Origin of the sequence: Microbacterium karelineae (genome assembly GCF_009745985.1) — a bacterium.
GTDB classification, from domain to species: domain Bacteria; phylum Actinomycetota; class Actinomycetes; order Actinomycetales; family Microbacteriaceae; genus Microbacterium; species Microbacterium karelineae.
The window spans coordinates 250,229-268,586 of the sequence record NZ_WFIX01000175.1; the positions used below are offsets into that span (position 1 = coordinate 250,229).

Genomic DNA, 18,358 nt, shown 5'->3' on the forward strand with positions numbered 1-18,358 from the left:
GCTCCCTCCTGATCGGGTGTCCCACCAGGCTAGACCTCATAGGCTTATGCGGTGACTTTCACCGACACCGCGTGGCCCCGGGCCGTGCTCTGGGACATGGACGGCACGCTCGTCGACACCGAACCGTACTGGATCGCCGCCGAGGGGCCGCTCGTCGAGAGCTACGGCGGCACCTGGACGCACGAGGACGCGCTCCAGCTCGTCGGAAACGACCTCGAGGGCTCGGCGCGGATCCTGCAGGCGGCCGGCGTCGACATGGGCGTGACGGAGCTCGTCGAGCACCTGACGGATCGTGTCCAGGCGCAGCTCGTCGAGAAGGGCGTCCCCTTCCGGCCGGGCGCGCGCGAGCTGCTGCGCGGGCTGCGCGAGGCCGGCGTGAAGACGGCGATCGTGACGATGTCGCGGCGCCGCATGGCGGAGCAGATCGCCGGTCTCATCGAGTTCGACGCGTTCGACGCGATCCTCGGCGGCGACGACGTCGAGCGCCCGAAGCCGCACCCGGATCCGTACCTCGCCGGCGCACGCGCTCTCGGCGTCGACATCCGCGACTGCGTCGCGATCGAGGACTCGCCGACGGGCCTGCGCGCCGCCGTCGCGTCGGGCGCGTCGGCGATCGGCGTGCCCCACATGGTCGGCCTCGCCGACCTCGGCGCGCGCGAGCTCTGGCCGACCCTCGAGGGCCGCACCGTCGAGGATCTCGCCGCCGTGTGGCGCGCGCACCGCGCCGAGCTCGCGGGGGACCGCGCGTGAACGCCCTGCGCGGGCCGTTTCGGTACGGCGACCGCGTGCAGCTGACGGGCCCGAAGGGGAAGCTGCACACGATCACGCTGCGCGAGGACGGCGAGCTGCACACGCACCTCGGTGTGCTCGCCCACGCACAGCTCGAGGGGCAGCCCGACGGGTCCGTCGTGGCCAACAGCGGCGGGCACGAGTACCTCGCCCTGCGACCGCTGCTGCGCGACTTCGTCATGTCGATGCCGCGCGGTGCGGCGATCGTGTACCCGAAGGACGCCGCGCAGATCGTCACGCAGGCCGACATCTTCCCCGGCGCGGTCGTCGTCGAGGCGGGCGTCGGATCGGGCGCCCTGTCGATGTCGCTCCTGCGCGCCGTCGGCGAGAACGGGCGGCTGCTGTCGTTCGAGCGGCGCGAGGAGTTCGCCGAGGTCGCCCGCGCCAACGTCGAGACGTTCTTCGGCGAGATCCCCGCGCAGTGGGCGATCCACTTCGGCGACCTCGCGGAGGCGCTCCCGCGCGACGTCGAAGACGGATCCGTCGACCGTGTCGTGCTCGACATGCTCGCGCCATGGGAGGTGCTCCCGGCCGTCAGCGACGCGCTCGCTCCGGGCGGCGTCGTGCTCTGCTACGTCGCGACCGCGACGCAGCTGAGCCGCATCGCGGAGTTCCTGCGCGGGATGGGGGACTTCACCGAGCCCGAGGCCTCAGAGACGATGGTGCGCGGCTGGCACGTCGACGGGCTCGCGGTGCGCCCCGACCACCGCATGGTCGCCCACACCGGCTTCCTCCTCACGGCGCGGAAGCTCGCGCCCGGATCCGTCCCGCCCGAGGTCAAGCGCCGCGCGTCGAAGCGCAGCTACGGCGACGAGGACGAGGAGATCTGGACCCCGGGATCCGTCGGCGACCGCGAGATCACCGACAAGAACCTGCGCAAGCGCATCCGCGAGGCCGAGAAGGCCGCGCACGGCGCGCGACACGCCGCCGCGCTCCGCGCCGACGACTCGCCGAACGCGGCCTCCGCGGATGGCGGGGAGGGCGAGGCGCGCCCCGGGGACCCCGCGGTCGGCGTTCGACCGGACGAGATGCCCTAAACTGACCCGGTGCGCAAGACGACAGCCGTAGCCAGTGTTCTGGGCCTGACCGCCCTCGCCCTCGCGGGATGCTCGTCCGCTCCGCAGACCGCGGAGCAGTGCGGCCGCGAGGCGGTGACCGACCCCGTGATGAGCGCCGTGGAGGTGTCCGGAGAGCTCGGCGCGGCGCCGACCGTCGAGATGCCGCGGTCGTTCGTCGCCGACGGCACGGAGCACGCCGACGCGATCACGGGCGACGGCCCCGTCATCTCCTCCGCGAACCAGGGCGTGGTCTTCGATGCGACCCTGTTCGACGGCGTCACCGGCACCGAGGTTCCCATCACCGCGTACGCGGGCGATCAGACCCAGGTGATCGGCCTGACGAACGTCTACACCCAGCTTCCCGGCCTCGAGGATGCGCTGCAGTGCGCGACGGAGGGCTCGCGCGTCGTCGCGTCTCTCGGCGCCGACGGCATCGCCGAGTCGTACGCGCAGCAGATCGCGCAGTTCGCCGCGCAATACGGACTCGAGATCGACCCGGCGAACATGGTCGCCGTCGTCGACCTGCAGCGGGTCCTGCCTGCGGCCGCCGACGGCAGCCCCGTGTACAACGACGGCTTCGGCCTGCCGAGCGTCGTGCGCGCGCCGGGCGGCGAGCCCGGCGTGATCATCCCTGACGGCGACGCGCCGACGGAGCCGACGACGCAGACGCTCCTCGCGGGAGACGGCCCCGCGATCACCGAGGGCGACGCCGTCACGGTGCAGTACACGACCGTCTCCTGGTCGACGCGATCGGTCTCGACGTCGACGTGGCAGAGCGGCCAGCCCGCCACCGCGACGATCGCCGAACTCCCCGAGGGCTTCGCCGACGCGCTGGACGGCGCGACGATCGGCTCGCAGGTCCTCACCGTCGTGCCCGGCGCGGACGGCGACGCGACGGTCTCCGTGATCGACGTGCTGGGATCCGTGTCGGCCGGCTGATCCTCGCGCCGTTCCGACGCCCGTCGCCGTAGGATTGCGGCGTGGCACAGCGGATCCCCGCGGAAGAGCGGCTCATGAACCTCACGGTCGCCCTCCTGGGCACCGAGGTGGGGCTCGCGCGCGCGCAGATCTTCGACTCCGTCACGGGGTATGTCGAGCGCGTCCGGCAGGGCGCAGACGTCCTCGCACTCGAGCGCATGTTCGAGCGCGACAAGGGGACGCTCGCCGAGCTCGGCACGCGGATCGAGGTGATCGGCGACAGCGACAATCCGAGCGATATGCGCGGCGCGCGGTACCGGATCCCGCGTGACGACAACAGCCTCCCGGACGACCTCGAGTTCACACCGGCCGAGCTCGCGATCCTGAGCCTCGCCGCGGAGGCGTGGAGCGAGGCGACCATGTCGCACGAGGCCCGAGCGGGCCTGCGGAAGATCCGCGCGCTCGGGATCGATGTCGACGAGCCTATCCTCGGCTTCACCCCGCGGCTCAGCGCCCGCGACGCGTCGTTCGCGCCCCTGCAGGCGGCGATCGAGCGCGGCGCCGAGGTGCGCTTCGACTACCTGCGCCCGGGATCCCAGCGCGTCAGGAACCGCCGCGTCCGGCCCCTCGCCCTGGTGCAGTTCGAGGGACGCTGGCACCTGTACGGACGAGACGAGGGCGTCGGCGAGCCGCGGACCTTCCTGCTGAGCCGCGTGGTCTCCGAGGTGCAGGCGACGGGGGCGCGCTTCGACCCCGCCGAGAGCGCGGGTGCGCCCGACGCCGCGCTCGGCGGTCTGCGCGCCGTCGCCGCGGCGCAGCGCGCGCACATCGAGGTCTCGCCCGGATCCGAGGCCGATCTCCGACTCGGACGCCGCGCGATCCCCGGCGCGGCTTCGCAGGGAGTGGTCGTGCCCTATGTCGACGCGTACGTCCTCGCCGACGAGATCGCCTCCTACGGTCCGGACGCGCGCGTCGTCGCGCCGCCGGAGCTGCGAGACATCGTCATCGAGCGGCTGCGCGCCGTCCGCCTCCGGCATTCGCGCCCCGCGGACCCCGACGCCGCGGAGACCGCCGTGCCCGTGAAGGCGCGCCGGAAGCCGCCCATCGTGTCGTCCGAGCGGGTGCGCGCGATCCTCACCCTCGTGCCGTGGCTGCTCGAGCGCGGCGAGGTGCCCGTCGAGGAGGCGGCGCGCGAGTTCGACGTCTCGACCGCGGAGCTGCGCGGCATGCTGTCGACGCTGTCGCTCGTCGGCGCGCCCGCCGGAGGTTTCTACACGGGCGAGATGTTCGACCTCGACTGGGAGGCGCTCGACGAGCGCGACGTCGTGCGCCTGACCCGTGTGGTCGGGATCGAGCGCGTGCAGCGGTTCACGACGCGCGAGGCGGCAGCGCTCATCGCGGGCCTCCAGCTCATCGCCGCCGCACCGGGGGCGGCGGACGCGGACGCGATCGACGCGCTCCGGCGGAAGCTCGCTCGCGGCGCTGGAGGAGGCGCGATCGACGCCGTCGCGGTCGATTCGCCCGTCGACGGGCTGCGCTCCGCGCTGTCGCGCGCCGTGCGCGATCGGCGTGCCGTGCGCTTCTCCTACCGCCGCCCCGACGGCGAGCAGACGACACGCACGGTCGATCCGTCCGGCCTGCTGCTCACGAGCGGCGAGTGGTACCTGCAGGGGTGGTGCCACCTGCGCGAGGCGACACGCACGTTCCACCTCGAGCGCATGAGCGATCTCCACGTCACGAGCGAGCCGGCCGATCACGCGGGGGAGATGCGCCCCGAGCTGTTCGTGCCGGGGGAGGACGACGTCGTGGCGACGCTGCGGTTCCCCTCACGCCTGCAGCCGCTTCTCGCGGAGTTCCTCGAACACGCCGAGCTGTCGGAGGGCGGCGGACAGATGTTCGCGCGGATCCCCGTCGCCGACATCGGCATCCTCCGCCGCCTGGCGGCCCGGTCGGGAGGCGACCTCGAGGTCGTCGCACCCGCCGCCGCGCGTGATGCCGCAAGAGCATGGGCCGAGGCGGGAGAGAAACTGCACGCGTCGGCGTTACACTGAACCGACAGCTTCCGCCCCAGGATGGAGTCCGTATGCCTTTCGGAAATGCCGGTGTCTGGCAGATCCTGCTGATCCTCGTGATCATCCTGCTCATCTTCGGTGCGTCCCGCCTGCCCGCGCTCGCCAAGAGCATGGGCCAGTCCGCCCGCGCGTTCAAGGGTGAGATGAAGCAGATGAAGGACGAGGGCAAGGCGGAGAGCGAGGCCGACTCGGGCCCGGACGCGACCGGCGACCGGTCGGCGCCCGCGCCTCGGCCGAACGACGGCTCGTCTTCCGACACCACCACGCCGTAGTCGGCCGTGGCTGATCCCCTCACGCACGAGGGAGCACGGGGCGGCCGCGGCCTGCCGCGCGAGCGTCGGATGACCCTCGCGGGGCATCTGCGCGAGCTGCGCCGGCGCCTCGTCTACGCCGTCATCGGCCTCGCCGCCGGCATGATCGTCGCGGCGTTCCTCACCGACTGGATCATCGAGGCGCTCACCTATCCGATCTCGCGGGTCGCCGAGAACCTCGGCGACGAGGAGTTCACGAAGCTCACGTTCACGACGGTCACGGGCCCATTCGACATGCGCCTGCGGATCTCGTTCGTCGCGGGCCTCGTGCTCTCGGCACCCGTCTGGCTGTGGCAGATCTGGCGATTCGTCACGCCCGGCCTGACGCGGCGCGAGTTCTGGTACGCGTTCGGCTTCATGTGCGCCGCGATCCCTCTGTTCTTCGGGGGCGTCACGCTCGCGATCTTCCTGCTGCCCAACATCATCACGATCATGGCGTCGTTCTTCCCCGACGACATCGATCAGGTCGGGCAGATCTTCACGGCGACCGAGTACTACGCCTTCGTCTTCCGCACCTTGACGATCGTGGGCATCGGCTTCGTCACGCCCGTCTTCGTCGTCGCCCTGAACCTCGCTGACATCGTGCGCGGCAAGCAGGTCGTGCGCGCCTGGCGATGGGTGATCCTCCTGTGTCTCGTGTTCGGCATGTTCGCCTCGCCCCCGGCCGACATGGTCACGTTCTTCATCGTCTCGGCGATCATGTTCGTGCTCTACATGCTCGCGGCCTGCGTGTGCCTGCTGTTCGACTGGCGCAAGAAGAAGCGCCACCCCGAGCTGTTCGTCGAGTACAGCTGATCCGTGCGACACCGCCCGGTGCCGGAGGGCGCGGAGCCGGTCACGCCGTAGGCTCGGTTCCTATGCCCGCTGATCCCTCTTCGCCGGCCGGACCCGAACACCCACGCGCGCCGTGGGCGCGGGCCGCCCTCGTGCTCGCCCTCGTCGCCGTCTGCGCGCTCGTCGTCGCGTTCGCGGGGCCGTTTTTCGTCTTCGGGGAGTTCGCGGTCATCATCGTGATCGCGATCGCTCCCGTGCTGGCGCTCGGCCCCGGGGCCATCGCCGCCGCCGGCCTCGTCGTCGCGATCCTGCAGCGGCGCCGCCGGGGCGCGATCCTCGCGATCATCGCGGACGCCGTCGTGATCGTCGTCGTCATCGCGGCGGCCGGCCTCGCCGCCTATCTCGTGCATGGATCCGCTGCCCCTCAGACGGCGACGGTCGGCGAGCCCCGCGCGTTTCCGGGCGACGTCGACGGGCTTCCCGCGTTCGAGGGCGAGGGCGTCGCCGAGCTCGTCGACGCGGGCGCGTGGGCGCTCGAGGGGAACACGGACCACGCCGACGAGATCGCCGTGGGCGCCGTCCTCGAGGGGATCGACGACGAGCTCGTCTACTACGACGTGTGGGTGGATGTCGACGTCTACGACGCGTCGGGGGAGCTCGCGGCCACCGAGCGGGGCATCGTCTCGCTGACGCCCGGGCAGCGCTCCGTCGCCGTCGCGACATTCCGCGAACGGGAGATCCCCGACGACGCCGCGGAGACGGTCATCGCCATCGCGGGCTACCACGCCCGCGCCGATGCGCGGACGGCGGTGGCCGCCGACGTCGGGACGTATACGATCGCAGACGTGACGACCGCGACCGCGGACGACGTCACCCGGGTCACGGGAACGCTCACGAGCACGGCCCCCGCGATCGCCGATATCGACGCGGCGCTCGTCATCCGGAACGGCGACGGTCAGATGATCGCGGTTCGGCCGGACACCGTCCGCGACGTGCCCGCGCAGGCATCCATCGACTACGCGGAGGAGATCCCGGGCATCCTGCCCCGCGGCGCCACGGTCGAGGTCTTCGCGGGGCACTCGGCGTATTCGCCGGTGGAATAGCGCGCGGCGTCGCGCCAGGCGCCCGCGAGGTGGTGGGATGGACTCATGACCTCCGCCACGCCCGCCGAACGGTACGCCGAGGCGCGAGAGACCAGCGCTCATCCCGTCACCGCCGAATTCTCCGCCGCGCAGCGCTTCGAGCTCGATCCCTTCCAGGTCGCGGGATGCCGCGCCCTCGAAGACGGCTCGAGCGTGCTCGTCGCCGCGCCGACGGGCGCGGGAAAGACGATCGTCGGAGAGTTCGCGATCCACCTCGCGATGCGCTCGGCGGGTGAGAAGGCGTTCTACACGACGCCCATGAAGGCCCTGTCGAACCAGAAGTTCCGCGAGCTGCAGGAGGTCTATGGGGCGGACGAGGTCGGCCTGCTCACGGGCGATACGAACATCAACGCGCACGCTCGCGTCGTCGTCATGACGACGGAGGTCCTGCGCAACATGATCTACGCCGGATCGTCGGCGCTCGACGGCCTGCGCTACGTGATCATGGACGAGGTGCACTACCTCGCCGACCGGTTCCGCGGCGCCGTGTGGGAGGAGGTCATCATCCACCTCCCGCCGTCGGTGCGGCTCGTGTCGCTGTCGGCGACGGTGTCGAACGCCGAGGAGTTCGGCGACTGGCTCGGCACCGTGCGTGGCGACACCCAGGTGATCGTCTCCGAGACGCGCCCCGTGCCTCTCGAGCAGCACGTGCTCGCCCGCGGCGACCTGCTGCCGCTGTTCGACGAGCGCACGGGGGAGGCCGCCGCCGAGGTGAACCGCGAGCTGCTGCGCCTCGGGCGCGGGCTTCCGACGGGCGGCGGGGGATCGCGCCGCGGCCGCGGGCGGGGCAGGCCACAGGGGCCGCCGCGCGGCGGAGGCCGGCTCGACCGAGCGCACGCCATCGAGCTGCTCGAGCGCCAGCACCTGCTGCCCGCGATCTTCTTCATCTTCAGCCGCGTCGGCTGCGATCAGGCCGTCATCCAGGTGCGGCGCGCGGGGATCCGCCTGACGGATCGCGACGAGCGCGTGCGGATCCGTGAGATCGTGCGGCAGCGCACCGCGGCACTGCAGGACGAGGACCTCGGCGTGCTCGGCTTCTACGAGTGGGCCGACGACCTCGAGCGGGGCATCGCGGCGCACCACGCCGGCATGCTCCCGGCGTTCAAGGAGGTCGTCGAGGAGCTGTTTCAGCGCAAGCTCGTCAAGGTCGTCTTCGCGACGGAGACGCTCGCGCTCGGCATCAACATGCCGGCGCGCACCGTCGTGCTCGAGAAGCTCGAGAAGTTCAACGGCGAGGCCCGCGTGCCGATCACGTCGGGGGAGTACACGCAGCTGACGGGCCGCGCGGGCCGACGTGGCATCGACGTCGAGGGGCACGCGGTCGTGCACTGGACCGACGGTCTGGATCCGCACGCCGTCGCATCGCTCGCGTCGCGCCGCACCTATCCCCTGAACTCGTCGTTCCGCCCGACCTACAACATGGCGGTGAACCTCATCGACCAGTTCGGGCGGCGCACGGCGCGCGAGATCCTCGAGTCGTCATTCGCGCAGTTCCAGGCCGACCGCGCCGTCGTCGGCATCGCGCGCGAGGTCAGGCGCGCGGAGGAATCGCTCGAAGGGTACCTCGAGGCGATGCAGTGCCACCTCGGCGACTTCGCCGAGTACGCAGGGATCCGCCGCGAACTGAGCGACCTCGAGAAGAAGGCGCGCAAGGACCACACCGCCTCGAAGGCGCGGCAGGAGCAGCGCCGCCAGAAGATGGCGGGGCTGAAGAAGAGCCTGCAACGGCACGACTGCCACCGGTGCGGCGAGCGCGAGCAGCACGCGCGGTGGGGCGAGCGGTACCACTCCCTGAAGCGGCAGACCGACAAGCAGCGGCGGCAGATCGAATCCCGCACGGGCACGGTCGCGCGGCAGTTCGATCGCATCGTCGACGTGCTCGCCGAGCTCGACTATGTGCGGGTCGACGGCGACCAGGCCGCGCTCACCGACAGCGGGCGCACGATGAAGCGGATCTACGGCGACCGCGACCTGCTCGTCGCCGAGGCGCTGCGCCTGAAGCTGTGGGAGTCGCTGGATCCCGCATCGCTCGCGGCCCTCGCCTGCACCCTCGTCTATGAGCCGCGGCGCGGCGAGCAGAACGGCGACTTCGCGCTGCCGCGCGGGAACTTCCGCGAGGCCCTCGACCGCACCGAGCGCCTGTGGTCCGAGCTCGACGACCTCGAGCAGGACCACAGGCTGCCCGGCACGTCGCCGCTTGCGCCGGGCCTCGCGCAGGCGATGCACATGTGGGCGCGTGGTCAGCTGCTCGACCGCGTGCTCGGCTCGGCCGAGATGGCGGCGGGTGACTTCGTGCGGTGGGCGAAGCAGACGATCGACCTGCTCGACCAGATCTCGCTCACGGCCGACGGCGAGCTCGCCCGCACGTCCCGCCGCGCGCTCGACGCCGTCCGGCGCGGCATCGTCGCCTACACGGGGGTGTGAGGGGATTCGCGTCGCACCCTCGACCTCGCGTCGAGAATCAGATAATCTGATCTCATGAGAACGATCACCGCCACGTCTGCATCGAGAGGCTTCTCCGAGCTTCTCAGCGCGGTTGAGCACGGCGATGTGGTGACCATCGTGCGCGGTGGCCGGGCTGTCGCCGAGCTGCGCCCGATCGAGCGTCATACGCTGGCCGCACTGCGTTCTCGGCTGCCCGGAGAGCCGGTCTTCGACGACGCGATGGCGGCCGGCATCGCCGAGGCGACGAGCCTGCTGACGAACGAGGCGACGGATCCGTGGGACGACGACTGATCGTCGATACGAACGTCCTGATCGCGATCGAGCGCGGCGCATCCGACGCGTACGAGCGGCTGCGCGACGATGACGAGATCGCGATCGCGGCCGTCACGCGCGCCGAGCTGCTGCTCGGCGTCGAACTCGCCCCCGACGAGGCGACCGCTCGTCGTCGAGAGGAGCGCGTGACGGCGATCCTGGACGGCGTCGACGTGCTCGACTACACGGCGCGCACGTCCGATCATCACGCGATCCTGCTGGCGCACGTGCGCCGATCGGGGCGGCCGCGTGGGGCTCACGACCTCGTCATCGCGTCGCACGCGGTGGAGACCGGGCGCGCGCTGTTCAGCGCCGACGCGAAGGCTCGTTTCGGAGACCTCCCCGGTGTGCGCACGCTCGACTGAGCGGATGGGCGCTCGTTCTCCTCACGCGACCGCCTCGACCGTGACGACGGCGTTCTTGAACTCGGGCATCGCGCTGTGGGGGTCGGTCGCCGCGCTCGTCAGCAGATTCGCGCTCTCGGGGCCGGCGTAATGGAACGGCAGGAACACCGTGTCGGGGCGGATGTCGGGGCAGAGCCGGACATCGGCCTCGAGGGCTCCTCGATGATTCGACATCCGCACGCGGGAGCCGTCGGCGATGCCGCGGTCGCGCGCCGTGACGGGATGCATCTGGGCGACGAGCCGCGGGTTCGGGTCGTTCAGCTCGGCGACGCGGCGCGTCTGGGTGCCCGACTGATAGTGCTCGAGGATCCGCCCCGTCACGAGGCTCAGCTCCGAGCCGTGCGGCGTCTCGGGGCGGCGCGGCCGGACCGAGACGAAGCGCGCGCGCCCGTCGTCGTGAGCGAAGCGGTCGAGGAACACCCGCGGCGTACCCGACGAACCCTGCGGGTACGGCCAGTGCGCCGCGATCCCGGTGTCGAGGAGCGCGTGGGAGAGGCCGGAGTAGTCGCTCAGGCCGCCCGCGCTCGCGTGCGCGAGCTCGTCGAACACCTCGGCCGGATCGAGCGACCACGCGCCGGGCGCGTCGAGGCGCGCCGCGAGCTCGCGCATGATCCACAGCTCGCTGCGCGCGCCGGGCGGCGGGTCGACGGCCCTGCGCCGCCGGATGACGCGGCCCTCGAGGTTCGTCATCGTTCCCTCCTCCTCGGCCCACTGCAGGACGGGCAGCACGATGTCGGCGAGCTGCGCCGTCTCGGAGAGGAAGAAGTCGCTCACCACGAGCAGGTCGAGCCGGCCGAGCGCCGCGCGCACCTGCGAGACGTCGGGCGCCGAGACGACGACGTTGGATCCGTGCACGAGCAGCGCCCGCACACCTCCCTCGACGCCGCACGAGGCGAGGAGCTGCACGGCGGGGATCCCGGGGCCGGGGATCGATTCGGGATCCACGCCCCACACGCGGGCGACGTGGGCCCGCGCGGCGGGATCCGTGATCTTGCGGTAGCCGGGGAGCTGGTCGCTCTTCTGCCCGTGCTCGCGGCCGCCCTGGCCGTTGCCCTGCCCCGTGAGGGTGCCGTACCCCGAGCCCTCGCGGCCGACGAGGCCGAGGAGGAGCGCGAGGTTGATGGCGGCGGTCGCCGTGTCGGTGCCGTCGGCGTGCTGCTCGACGCCGCGGCCCGTGAGGACGTACGCCGAGCGAGCGCCCGCGAGCCGGTGCGCGATGTCGCGGACGACACCCGCGGGCACGCCCGTCACCTGCTCCGTGCGCTCCGGCCACCAGGCGGAGACGGAGCGACGCACGGCGTCGAATCCCGTCGTGCGGGCATCTACGTAGTCGCGGTCGTACAGTTCGTCGGCGATGACGACGTGGCACACGCCGAGCAGCAGGGCCATGTCGGTTCCGGGGGCGGGCTGCACGTGGGTCCCCGCGCCATCCGCGGTGAGCCGTGCCGTCGTCGAGCGGCGCGGATCCACGACGATCAGGCCGCCGCGGGCGCGGGCGCCCTGCAGATGCTGCACGAACGGCGGCATCGTGTCGCCCATGTTCGAGCCCATCACGAGCACGGCATCGGCCGTGTCGAGGTCGGTGAGGGGGAACGGCAGCCCGCGGTCGAGGCCGAAGGCGCGGTTCGCGGCCGCGGCGGCCGACGACATGCAGAAGCGGCCGTTGTAGTCGATGCGGCTCGTGCGCAGGGCGATGCGTGCGAACTTGCCCAGCTGATAGGCCTTCTCATTCGTGAGCCCGCCGCCGCCGAACACGCCCACGGCGTCCGCGCCGCTCTCGCGGCCGATCCGCGCGACCTCGCGCGCGATCCGGTCGAGCACCTCGTCCCAGCTCGCCTCGACGAAGGATCCGTCGTCCTGCCGCACGAGGGGCGCCGTGATCCGGTCACCGCGCGCGAGCAGCTCGGCCGATGTCCACCCCTTCTTGCACAGGCCGCCGCGATTGGTGGGGAACTCGCGCCCCGACACGGTGACCGGCGCCGGTTCGCCGGCCGTGGGCGTCAGCGTCATCGCGCACTGCAGAGCGCAGTACGGGCAGTGCGTGTCGGCTGCGGGGGCCACAGCCGTCATGCGGGCTGCTCCTGCATGTCGGCGAGCATCTCGGCGATGCGGGCGCGGCACCCGCCGCACCCCGTGCCCGCCCGGGTGCAGCGGCCGACATCCTCGACCGTCGTGCACTCGTGCTCGCGCGCGGCGTCCTCGATGGCGCCGGCCGTCACGGCATTGCACATGCACACGGTCTGGTCGCGTCCGCCGGCCGGGGCAGCCTGCTCGCCGACCGCGTCGAGACGCAGCAGCAGCGAGCGGTCGCTCGGCAGCTCGCCGCGGCGCTGGTAGAGCACGCTGAGCTCGGCCGCTGTGCGCGGCATGCCGACTGATACGAAGCCGTCGAGCACGCCGTCGGTCGTCGCCATCGCGACATACGTGCCGTGCTGCGGATCCGCCCACATCGCCACCTCGGGTGCGGTCTCGCCGTGTGGGACGGGGGCGAACGGATCCGCCGGGATCGCGCCCGCCGCGACGAGGTCGACCTGCGACGCCTTCATGAGCACGACGCCCGGCACGTCCTCCGCGTAGTCGTTCTCGGCGCGGTCGTCGAGCTCGGCGATCATCGACCGCGCGAGCCATTCGGCCTGCCGCCAGCCCGGCCCGACGAGCCCGCTCGCGCCGCCCGGCACCTCACGGTCGTGGAGGTGCGCGGCGGGATCGGCGACGTGCGCGACGTCGCCGATCGCGTGGATCTGCGGATCCGACCACGAGCGCAGCCGGTTGTCGACGAGGACGCCGCGTCCCGTGCGCAGCCCCGCGTCCTCCGCGAGGGCGGTGCGCGGCCGCACACCGCACGAGAGCACGAGCAGGTCGGCCTCGATGCGCTTGCCGTCGCCCGAGACGAGCGCCCGGAACGTGCGGCGGCCGGCGACCTCGTGCGTGACGATCGCCTCGGCGCGGGTGTGCGGAACGACCGTGACGCCCGCGCGGCCGAGCTGATCGACGAGGACCCGGGCCGAGCCGCGGTCGAGCTGGCGCGGCATCGGGATCGGGCCGAAGTGCGCGAGTTGGGGCACGGCGCCCGCGTCGGCGAGGAGCAGCGCGAGCTCGAGCCCGAGTACGCCCGCGCCGAGCACGGCCACGCGTCCGCCGGCGTCGACGACGCGCTTGACACGCTCGGCATCGGCGAGCGAGCGCAGCGCGCAGACACCGTCGGTGAGCGCGACGTCGAGGCCCGGCGCGGCCGGATCCGCCTGCTCGAGGCCGTCGAGCGTCGGCACATTCGCCTCGGCGCCCGTCGCGAGCACGAGGCGGTCGTAGGCGATCCGCCCGCCGCCGTCGAGCTCGACCTCGCGATCCTCCGCGTGGATCCGCGTCGCGCTGCGACCCGTGAGCACCCGCACGCCGCGCGAGGCGAGCTCGGCCGGATCCGCGATCTGCAGATTCTCGTGCGCGATCTCGCCCGCCGCGTACTCCGCGATCATGATCCGGTTGTATGGATCCTCGCTCTCCGCGCCGACGACCGTCAGATCGATGCGGCCCTGCTCGACGGCGGGGAGGAGCTCCTCCGCGAACCGCACGCCGACAGGGCCGAAGCCGACGAGCACCACGCTCGTCGGCAACGTCCTCTTCTGCATCCCCGCCACGGCGTCAGACGATCCGGCCGGCGAGCGAACGGCGCGGGATCAGGTAGATCACCGCGGTGAGGGCGCCGAGCACGGCATATGCGCCGATGAACCCGTAGAACGCCGAGGTGTATCCGCCCGTCGTCTGCTGCGAGAGGTTCAGCACCTGCGGCACCAGGAAGCCGCCGTACGCGCCGAGTGCGGAGATGATGCCGAGCGCGGCGGCGCCCTTGCGCTGCGCCCCGACCGCGTGCTCTTCGCCCGCCGTCGCGGCGCCGCGGGCCGCGAAGATCGCCGGGATCATGCGGTAGGTCGCGCCGTTCGCGACGCCCGTCGCGCTGAACAGCACGAGGAAGCAGGCGAGGAAGATCCAGAAGCTCGCGAGCGGGAGGGTGAGGACTACGGCGAGCGTCGCGACGATCATCGCGCCGAACGAGATGACCGTCATGCGCGCGCCGCCGAACCGGTCGGCGAGCTTGCCGCCGTAGGGGCGCGTGAGCGATCCGATGAGGGCGCCGAGGAACGCGAGCGACAGCCCGGCGCCGAGCACCTCGAACGTCGAGAACTCGGGGAACTGGTCCTTGATCAGCTTCGGGAACACGCTCGCGAAGCCGATGAACGATCCGAAGGTGCCGATGTACAGCAGCGCCATGATCCAGAGGTGGGGCTCCTTGAGCGCCGCGGCGGCGCCGGCGAAGTCACTCTTCGCGGTGGAGAGGTTGTCCATGAACTTCCACGCGCCCCAGACGGACACGAGGATGAACGGCACCCACAGGAAGCCCGCGAGGTGCAGGTTCAGCGTGCCGACCGCGCCGATCGTGACGGCGATCGGGACGATCAGCTGCGCGATCGCGGCGCCGATGTTGCCGCCGGCGGCGTTCAGCCCGAGGGCCCAGCCCTTCTCGCGCTGCGGGAAGAAGAAGGTGATGTTCGCCATCGAGCTCGCGAAGTTCCCGCCGCCGAGGCCGCCGAGGGCCGCGACCACGAGCAGTACGGGGTAGGGCGTCTCAGGGTTCTGCACGACGATTCCGAGCAGGATCGCCGGGATCAGCAGGAGCGCCGCAGAGATGATCGTCCAATTGCGACCGCCGAAGCGCGCGACCATGAAGGTGTAGGGAAAGCGCAGCGTCGCACCGACGAGGCTCGCGACCGAGATCAGCCAGAACTGCTGCGTCGAGGTCAGGGTGAAGCCCGCGTCGGGAAGCAGGACGACGACGATGCTCCAGAGCTGCCAGATCACGAAGCCGAGGAACTCGGCGAAGACCGACCAGCTGAGGTTGCGCTTCGCGATCGCGCGCCCCTCGGATTCCCACTGCGCGGGGTCCTCGGCGTTCCAGCCGTCGATCCAGCGTCCAGGGCGGACGGTGAGTCCTGCGGTCTCGAGCGGTGTGCTCGTCGTGCTCACGGGCGTTGCCATGGCGGCCTCCTGTGCGGGTGGGGATCGTGTGGTCCCGACGCTAGGGATCCGGTGTTTCGCACGGCGAGCCCGCCTCGTGTCGGGCGCGTCACCTTTCGATCACGCGCCTCCGCCTTGGTCGGGGAAGGCCCCGAAACACCGAGGAAACACGCCCATCCCGTCATTTCTGGCACATCCCGTAGCGGGAATCGGTGAAGGGAAGTGCCAGAGATGAGGAATAGCATCGAGGGATGCGCATCGACATCGTCACGATCTTCCCGGCGTTCTTCGACGTGCTCGATGTGTCGCTCATCGGCCGGGCACGGGGCACAGGGATCCTCGATGTGCGCGTGCACGATCTGCGCGACTGGACGCACGATCGCCACCGCACCGTCGACGACACGCCCTATGGCGGCGGCGCCGGCATGGTGATGAAGCCCGAGCCGTGGGGCGAGGCGCTCGACGAGATCCTGGGAGACGACGCCGTGCTCGTCGTGCCGACGCCTTCCGGCGAGGTCTTCACACAGGGCACGGCGCGCGAGTTCGCCGACGAGGGACAGCTCGTGTTCGCCTGCGGGCGGTATGAGGGCATCGATCAGCGCGTGCTCGACCACTACGCCGCCCGCGGGCGCGTGCGGTTCGTCAGCATCGGCGACTACGTGCTCAACGGCGGGGAGGTCGCCGCGATGGCGATGATCGAGGCGGTCGGCCGCCTCGTCCCTGGTGTGGTCGGCAATCCCGAGAGCCTCGTCGAGGAATCGCACGAGCTGGGCATGCTCGAGTATCCGATCTACACGAAGCCGGCGTCGTGGCGCGGGCTCGACGTCCCCGATGTGCTGCTCAGCGGCCACCACGGAAAGGTCGCCGAGTGGCGTCGCGAGCAGGCGATCGCCCGCACGCGCGAGAGGCGGCCCGAGCTGCTGGAGGGATCCGCCGAATGAGCCAGGCGGGGCATGCCTCGGGAGCACCCGGCGGATCAGCTGTGGGCGCGTCGCGGGCGCACGGATCGAGCGCCGCATCGCCCGGCGCCGGGAACGCCGTGCGCGCCGCCGTCATCACCGTGAGCGACCGCTCCGCCGCCGGGAAGCGGACGGATCGCGGTGGGCCCGTGGCGGTCGAGGCGCTGCGCGAGGCCGGCTTCGACACCGTGGAGGCGAGGATCGTGCCCGACGGCGCCGACTCCGTGGCCGAGGCGCTGAGGAGCGCCCTCGAATCGGGCGCGCGCCTCGTCGTCACGACCGGCGGCACGGGCATCGCACCGCGCGACCTGACCCCGGAGGGAACGGCCCGCGTCCTCGACCGGCAGATCCCGGGGATCCCCGAGGAGCTGCGCCGGATCGGTGCCGCCGTCGCTCCGGGCGGCCTGCTGTCCCGCGGCATCGCCGGCATCGCGGGCGACGCGATCGTCGTCAACCTGCCCGGCTCGCCGGGCGGCGTGCGCGACGGCATGGAGCTGATCCTCCGCGTCGCGCCCCACGCGCTCGCACAGCTCGAGGGAGGCGACCATGGGTGAGGTCCGGCGCGCGGCGCTCAGCGCGGATCCGATCGCCCTCGAAGACCACCTCGCCGCCGTCGACGATCCGCGCATGGGCGCCGAGACGAGCTTCGTCGGCCGTGTGCGCGATCACGACCCGGATGCGACCGGCGCCGTCGCAGCGCTCGAGTACACATCGCACCCAGACGCGGAGCGGATCCTCGGGGAGATCGCGGCGCGCGCCGCCGAGCGCACGGGATCCCTCGTCGCCGTGAGCCACCGCATCGGCCGCCTCGCCGTCGGAGACGCCGCCGTCGTGATCGCGGTCGCGTCGCCGCATCGCGCGGAGGCCTTCGACGCCTGCCGCGCAGTCATCGAGGACATCAAGCGCGAGCTGCCCGTGTGGAAGCGCCAGATCGAGGCCGACGGCACCACGGCCTGGAAGGGCATCGGGGGCTGACGGATCCGCGTCACCCGCCCGCGAAGGGCGGGAGGACGTCGATGGTCTCCGAGCCCGTGAGCGGGGCGTCGTCGTCGCGGCGGGCGCCGTCGACGAGCACGGCGCAGCGGGGGAGGACACCGCCGAGGCCCGGGTGATCGGCGATCAGCGCCGAGCGGAGGGCGTCGAGCGTCGTTTCGTCGCGGGTCTCCTCGGCCGCCCCAGCGGCCTCCTCGGCCGCGGCGAAGAACCGCACGCGGGTCACGCGTCCCAGCCCTTCGCGAGCGCCGTGACGGTCGAGATCGCGGCGCGCGCCGCGCCAGGGTCGTCCGAACGGCCCGCGGCGAGGCCTGCGAGGAACGCCGTGAGGGGGGCGGCGGGGCGCGCGACGCCGTGCGCCACGTCACGCGCGAGGTCGAGGACGAGCGGGATGTCGATGTCTCCGGCGTCGAGGCCGAGCTCGGCGCACGCGGCGCGCGTCCACTCGTCGAGCGCCTCGGGGGGCAGGTGTCGCTGATCGCTCATGGGGATCCTTCCGTCGCCCCGATCCTCCCACGCCAGGCGCCGAGGCGCTCGCGGCCGCTTCCCGAGTGCGGACGCGCCCTTTTCTGCCCGTGTCGGGGCGGAAGCGCACTCGGGACGCCGTGTGAGCCGCGCGGCGGCGGGCGTCACTCGCCGGGGCGCGTCCAGTCGCCGCTGCGGCCGCCCGACTTGGCGACGATGCGCGCGTTCTCGATGAGGGCGGAGCGGTCGATGCCCTTGACCATGTCGAGCACCGTGAGCGCCGCGACTGTGACCGCCGTGACGGCTTCCATCTCGACGCCCGTGCGATCCGCGGTGCGGCAGGTCGCCTCGATCGCGACACCGTCGCCGGTGATCTCCAGATCGACCGTCGCGCCGTGCACCCCGATGACGTGGGCGAGCGGCAGCAGATCGGGCGTCTTCTTCGCCGCCTGGATCCCCGCGATCCGCGCGACCGCCAGCACATCGCCCTTCGGGACGGTCTGATCGCGCAGCGCCGCGACGGTCTCGGCGGCGACGCGCACGAATCCGCGCGCTGTTGCGGAGCGGACGGTGGGCTGCTTCTCGGTGACGTCGACCATCCGCGCGTGGCCGGAGGCGTCGAGGTGGGTGAAGGCGGGGGAGCTCATTGCACCAGCATGACATCGACGGGCGCTCCCCGCCGGCGGGATCAGAACGTCCGAGAGAG

The 18,358-nt window shown here is 72.1% G+C and carries 19 protein-coding genes; 13 read left to right on the forward strand and 6 right to left on the reverse strand.

Annotated elements, in window-relative coordinates:
* Positions 1–51 precede the first annotated feature (51 nt).
* From GB932_RS04480 to GB932_RS04525, 10 genes are all read left to right on the forward strand, one after another.
* The gene (locus GB932_RS04480; RefSeq protein WP_368732395.1) at positions 52–750 is read left to right on the forward strand and encodes an HAD family hydrolase; all 699 of its coding nucleotides are present in this window, start codon (positions 52–54) and stop codon (positions 748–750) included.
* Entirely contained in the window at positions 747–1,826 is a 1,080-nt protein-coding gene (locus GB932_RS04485; RefSeq protein ID WP_156759491.1) for a tRNA (adenine-N1)-methyltransferase, read from the forward strand. Before GB932_RS04480 ends, GB932_RS04485 begins: the two co-directional genes overlap by 4 nt.
* A 9-nt stretch (positions 1,827–1,835) precedes the next feature.
* A complete protein-coding gene (locus GB932_RS04490) occupies positions 1,836–2,786 on the forward strand; it encodes an FKBP-type peptidyl-prolyl cis-trans isomerase (RefSeq protein WP_156759492.1) in 951 nt (316 codons plus the stop codon).
* A gap of 41 nt (positions 2,787–2,827) precedes the next feature.
* Positions 2,828–4,816: a helix-turn-helix transcriptional regulator gene (locus GB932_RS04495; RefSeq protein ID WP_156759493.1), complete on the forward strand. Its 1,989-nt coding sequence runs from the start codon at positions 2,828–2,830 to the stop codon at positions 4,814–4,816.
* A gap of 32 nt (positions 4,817–4,848) precedes the next feature.
* Positions 4,849–5,109 carry a twin-arginine translocase TatA/TatE family subunit gene (gene tatA, locus GB932_RS04500; protein WP_156759494.1) on the forward strand — a complete coding sequence of 87 codons (261 nt, stop codon included), beginning with the start codon at positions 4,849–4,851 and terminating at the stop codon, positions 5,107–5,109.
* A 6-nt stretch (positions 5,110–5,115) separates the two neighbouring features.
* A complete protein-coding gene (gene tatC, locus GB932_RS04505; protein ID WP_156759495.1) occupies positions 5,116–5,943 on the forward strand; it encodes a twin-arginine translocase subunit TatC in 828 nt (275 codons plus the stop codon).
* A gap of 62 nt (positions 5,944–6,005) precedes the next feature.
* Positions 6,006–7,025 (forward strand): hypothetical protein, encoded by a 1,020-nt coding sequence (locus GB932_RS04510; protein WP_156759496.1) that lies wholly within the window; start codon positions 6,006–6,008, stop codon positions 7,023–7,025.
* 45 nt (positions 7,026–7,070) lie between these two features.
* Entirely contained in the window at positions 7,071–9,488 is a 2,418-nt protein-coding gene (locus GB932_RS04515) for a DEAD/DEAH box helicase (RefSeq protein WP_156759497.1), read from the forward strand.
* A gap of 54 nt (positions 9,489–9,542) precedes the next feature.
* Positions 9,543–9,800, forward strand: coding sequence for a type II toxin-antitoxin system Phd/YefM family antitoxin (locus GB932_RS04520; protein ID WP_156759498.1), 258 nt, complete (start codon positions 9,543–9,545; stop codon positions 9,798–9,800).
* Positions 9,785–10,186, forward strand: a complete 402-nt coding sequence (locus GB932_RS04525; protein WP_156759499.1) for a PIN domain-containing protein — start codon at positions 9,785–9,787, stop codon at positions 10,184–10,186. Before GB932_RS04520 ends, GB932_RS04525 begins: the two co-directional genes overlap by 16 nt.
* A 21-nt stretch (positions 10,187–10,207) precedes the next feature.
* Here GB932_RS04525 and GB932_RS04530 read toward each other — a convergent pair whose 3' ends face one another.
* Genes GB932_RS04530 through GB932_RS04540 form a run of 3 tightly spaced genes read right to left on the reverse strand, consistent with a single transcriptional unit; the run spans position 10,208 to position 15,256 of the window.
* Positions 10,208–12,286, reverse strand: coding sequence for a molybdopterin oxidoreductase family protein (locus tag GB932_RS04530; RefSeq protein ID WP_156759794.1), 2,079 nt, complete (start codon positions 12,284–12,286; stop codon positions 10,208–10,210).
* A 5-nt stretch (positions 12,287–12,291) separates the two neighbouring features.
* On the reverse strand, positions 12,292–13,836 hold the full coding sequence (locus GB932_RS04535; RefSeq protein WP_156759500.1) for an FAD-dependent oxidoreductase: 1,545 nt from the start codon (positions 13,834–13,836) through the stop codon (positions 12,292–12,294).
* Between the two features lie 28 nt (positions 13,837–13,864).
* On the reverse strand, positions 13,865–15,256 hold the full coding sequence (locus GB932_RS04540; protein WP_156759501.1) for an MFS transporter: 1,392 nt from the start codon (positions 15,254–15,256) through the stop codon (positions 13,865–13,867).
* Positions 15,257–15,486: 230 nt separating this feature from the next.
* On the opposite strand from GB932_RS04540, the gene trmD reads away from it, so the two are divergent.
* Genes trmD through GB932_RS04555 form a run of 3 tightly spaced genes read left to right on the forward strand, consistent with a single transcriptional unit; the run spans position 15,487 to position 17,169 of the window.
* Positions 15,487–16,176: a tRNA (guanosine(37)-N1)-methyltransferase TrmD gene (gene trmD, locus GB932_RS04545; protein ID WP_156759502.1), complete on the forward strand. Its 690-nt coding sequence runs from the start codon at positions 15,487–15,489 to the stop codon at positions 16,174–16,176.
* Positions 16,173–16,748 (forward strand): MogA/MoaB family molybdenum cofactor biosynthesis protein, encoded by a 576-nt coding sequence (locus GB932_RS04550; RefSeq protein ID WP_156759503.1) that lies wholly within the window; start codon positions 16,173–16,175, stop codon positions 16,746–16,748. The genes trmD and GB932_RS04550 overlap by 4 nt, the downstream gene beginning before the upstream one ends.
* A complete protein-coding gene (locus GB932_RS04555; protein WP_156759504.1) occupies positions 16,741–17,169 on the forward strand; it encodes a molybdenum cofactor biosynthesis protein MoaE in 429 nt (142 codons plus the stop codon). The genes GB932_RS04550 and GB932_RS04555 overlap by 8 nt, the downstream gene beginning before the upstream one ends.
* Positions 17,170–17,179: 10 nt before the next feature.
* On the opposite strand, the gene GB932_RS04560 is transcribed toward GB932_RS04555, so the two are convergent.
* The 3 genes from GB932_RS04560 to moaC all read right to left on the reverse strand — a co-directional run bounded on the left by GB932_RS04560 (position 17,180) and on the right by moaC (position 18,299).
* The gene (locus GB932_RS04560; RefSeq protein ID WP_156759505.1) at positions 17,180–17,413 is read right to left on the reverse strand and encodes a MoaD/ThiS family protein; all 234 of its coding nucleotides are present in this window, start codon (positions 17,411–17,413) and stop codon (positions 17,180–17,182) included.
* A complete protein-coding gene (locus GB932_RS04565; RefSeq protein ID WP_156759506.1) occupies positions 17,410–17,673 on the reverse strand; it encodes a DUF6457 domain-containing protein in 264 nt (87 codons plus the stop codon). The genes GB932_RS04560 and GB932_RS04565 overlap by 4 nt, the downstream gene beginning before the upstream one ends.
* 143 nt (positions 17,674–17,816) lie before the next feature.
* Complete coding sequence (moaC, locus tag GB932_RS04570; protein ID WP_156759507.1) at positions 17,817–18,299, reverse strand: cyclic pyranopterin monophosphate synthase MoaC; 483 nt, start codon at positions 18,297–18,299, stop codon at positions 17,817–17,819.
* Between the last annotated feature and the right edge of the window lie 59 nt (positions 18,300–18,358).

What these genes read in the sequence shown, in the direction of transcription:
- tatA (WP_156759494.1), top strand. Translation starts at nt 4,849, where the DNA reads ATGCCTTTCGGAAATGCCGGTGTCTGGCAGATCCTGCTGATCCTCGTG.
- GB932_RS04510 (WP_156759496.1), top strand. Translation starts at nt 6,006, where the DNA reads ATGCCCGCTGATCCCTCTTCGCCGGCCGGACCCGAACACCCACGCGCG.
- GB932_RS04515 (WP_156759497.1), top strand. Translation starts at nt 7,071, where the DNA reads ATGACCTCCGCCACGCCCGCCGAACGGTACGCCGAGGCGCGAGAGACC.
- GB932_RS04520 (WP_156759498.1), top strand. Translation starts at nt 9,543, where the DNA reads ATGAGAACGATCACCGCCACGTCTGCATCGAGAGGCTTCTCCGAGCTT.
- GB932_RS04540 (WP_156759501.1), bottom strand. Translation starts at nt 15,256, where the DNA reads ATGGCAACGCCCGTGAGCACGACGAGCACACCGCTCGAGACCGCAGGA.
- trmD (WP_156759502.1), top strand. Translation starts at nt 15,487, where the DNA reads ATGCGCATCGACATCGTCACGATCTTCCCGGCGTTCTTCGACGTGCTC.
- GB932_RS04550 (WP_156759503.1), top strand. Translation starts at nt 16,173, where the DNA reads ATGAGCCAGGCGGGGCATGCCTCGGGAGCACCCGGCGGATCAGCTGTG.
- GB932_RS04555 (WP_156759504.1), top strand. Translation starts at nt 16,741, where the DNA reads ATGGGTGAGGTCCGGCGCGCGGCGCTCAGCGCGGATCCGATCGCCCTC.
- GB932_RS04565 (WP_156759506.1), bottom strand. Translation starts at nt 17,673, where the DNA reads ATGAGCGATCAGCGACACCTGCCCCCCGAGGCGCTCGACGAGTGGACG.
- moaC (WP_156759507.1), bottom strand. Translation starts at nt 18,299, where the DNA reads ATGAGCTCCCCCGCCTTCACCCACCTCGACGCCTCCGGCCACGCGCGG.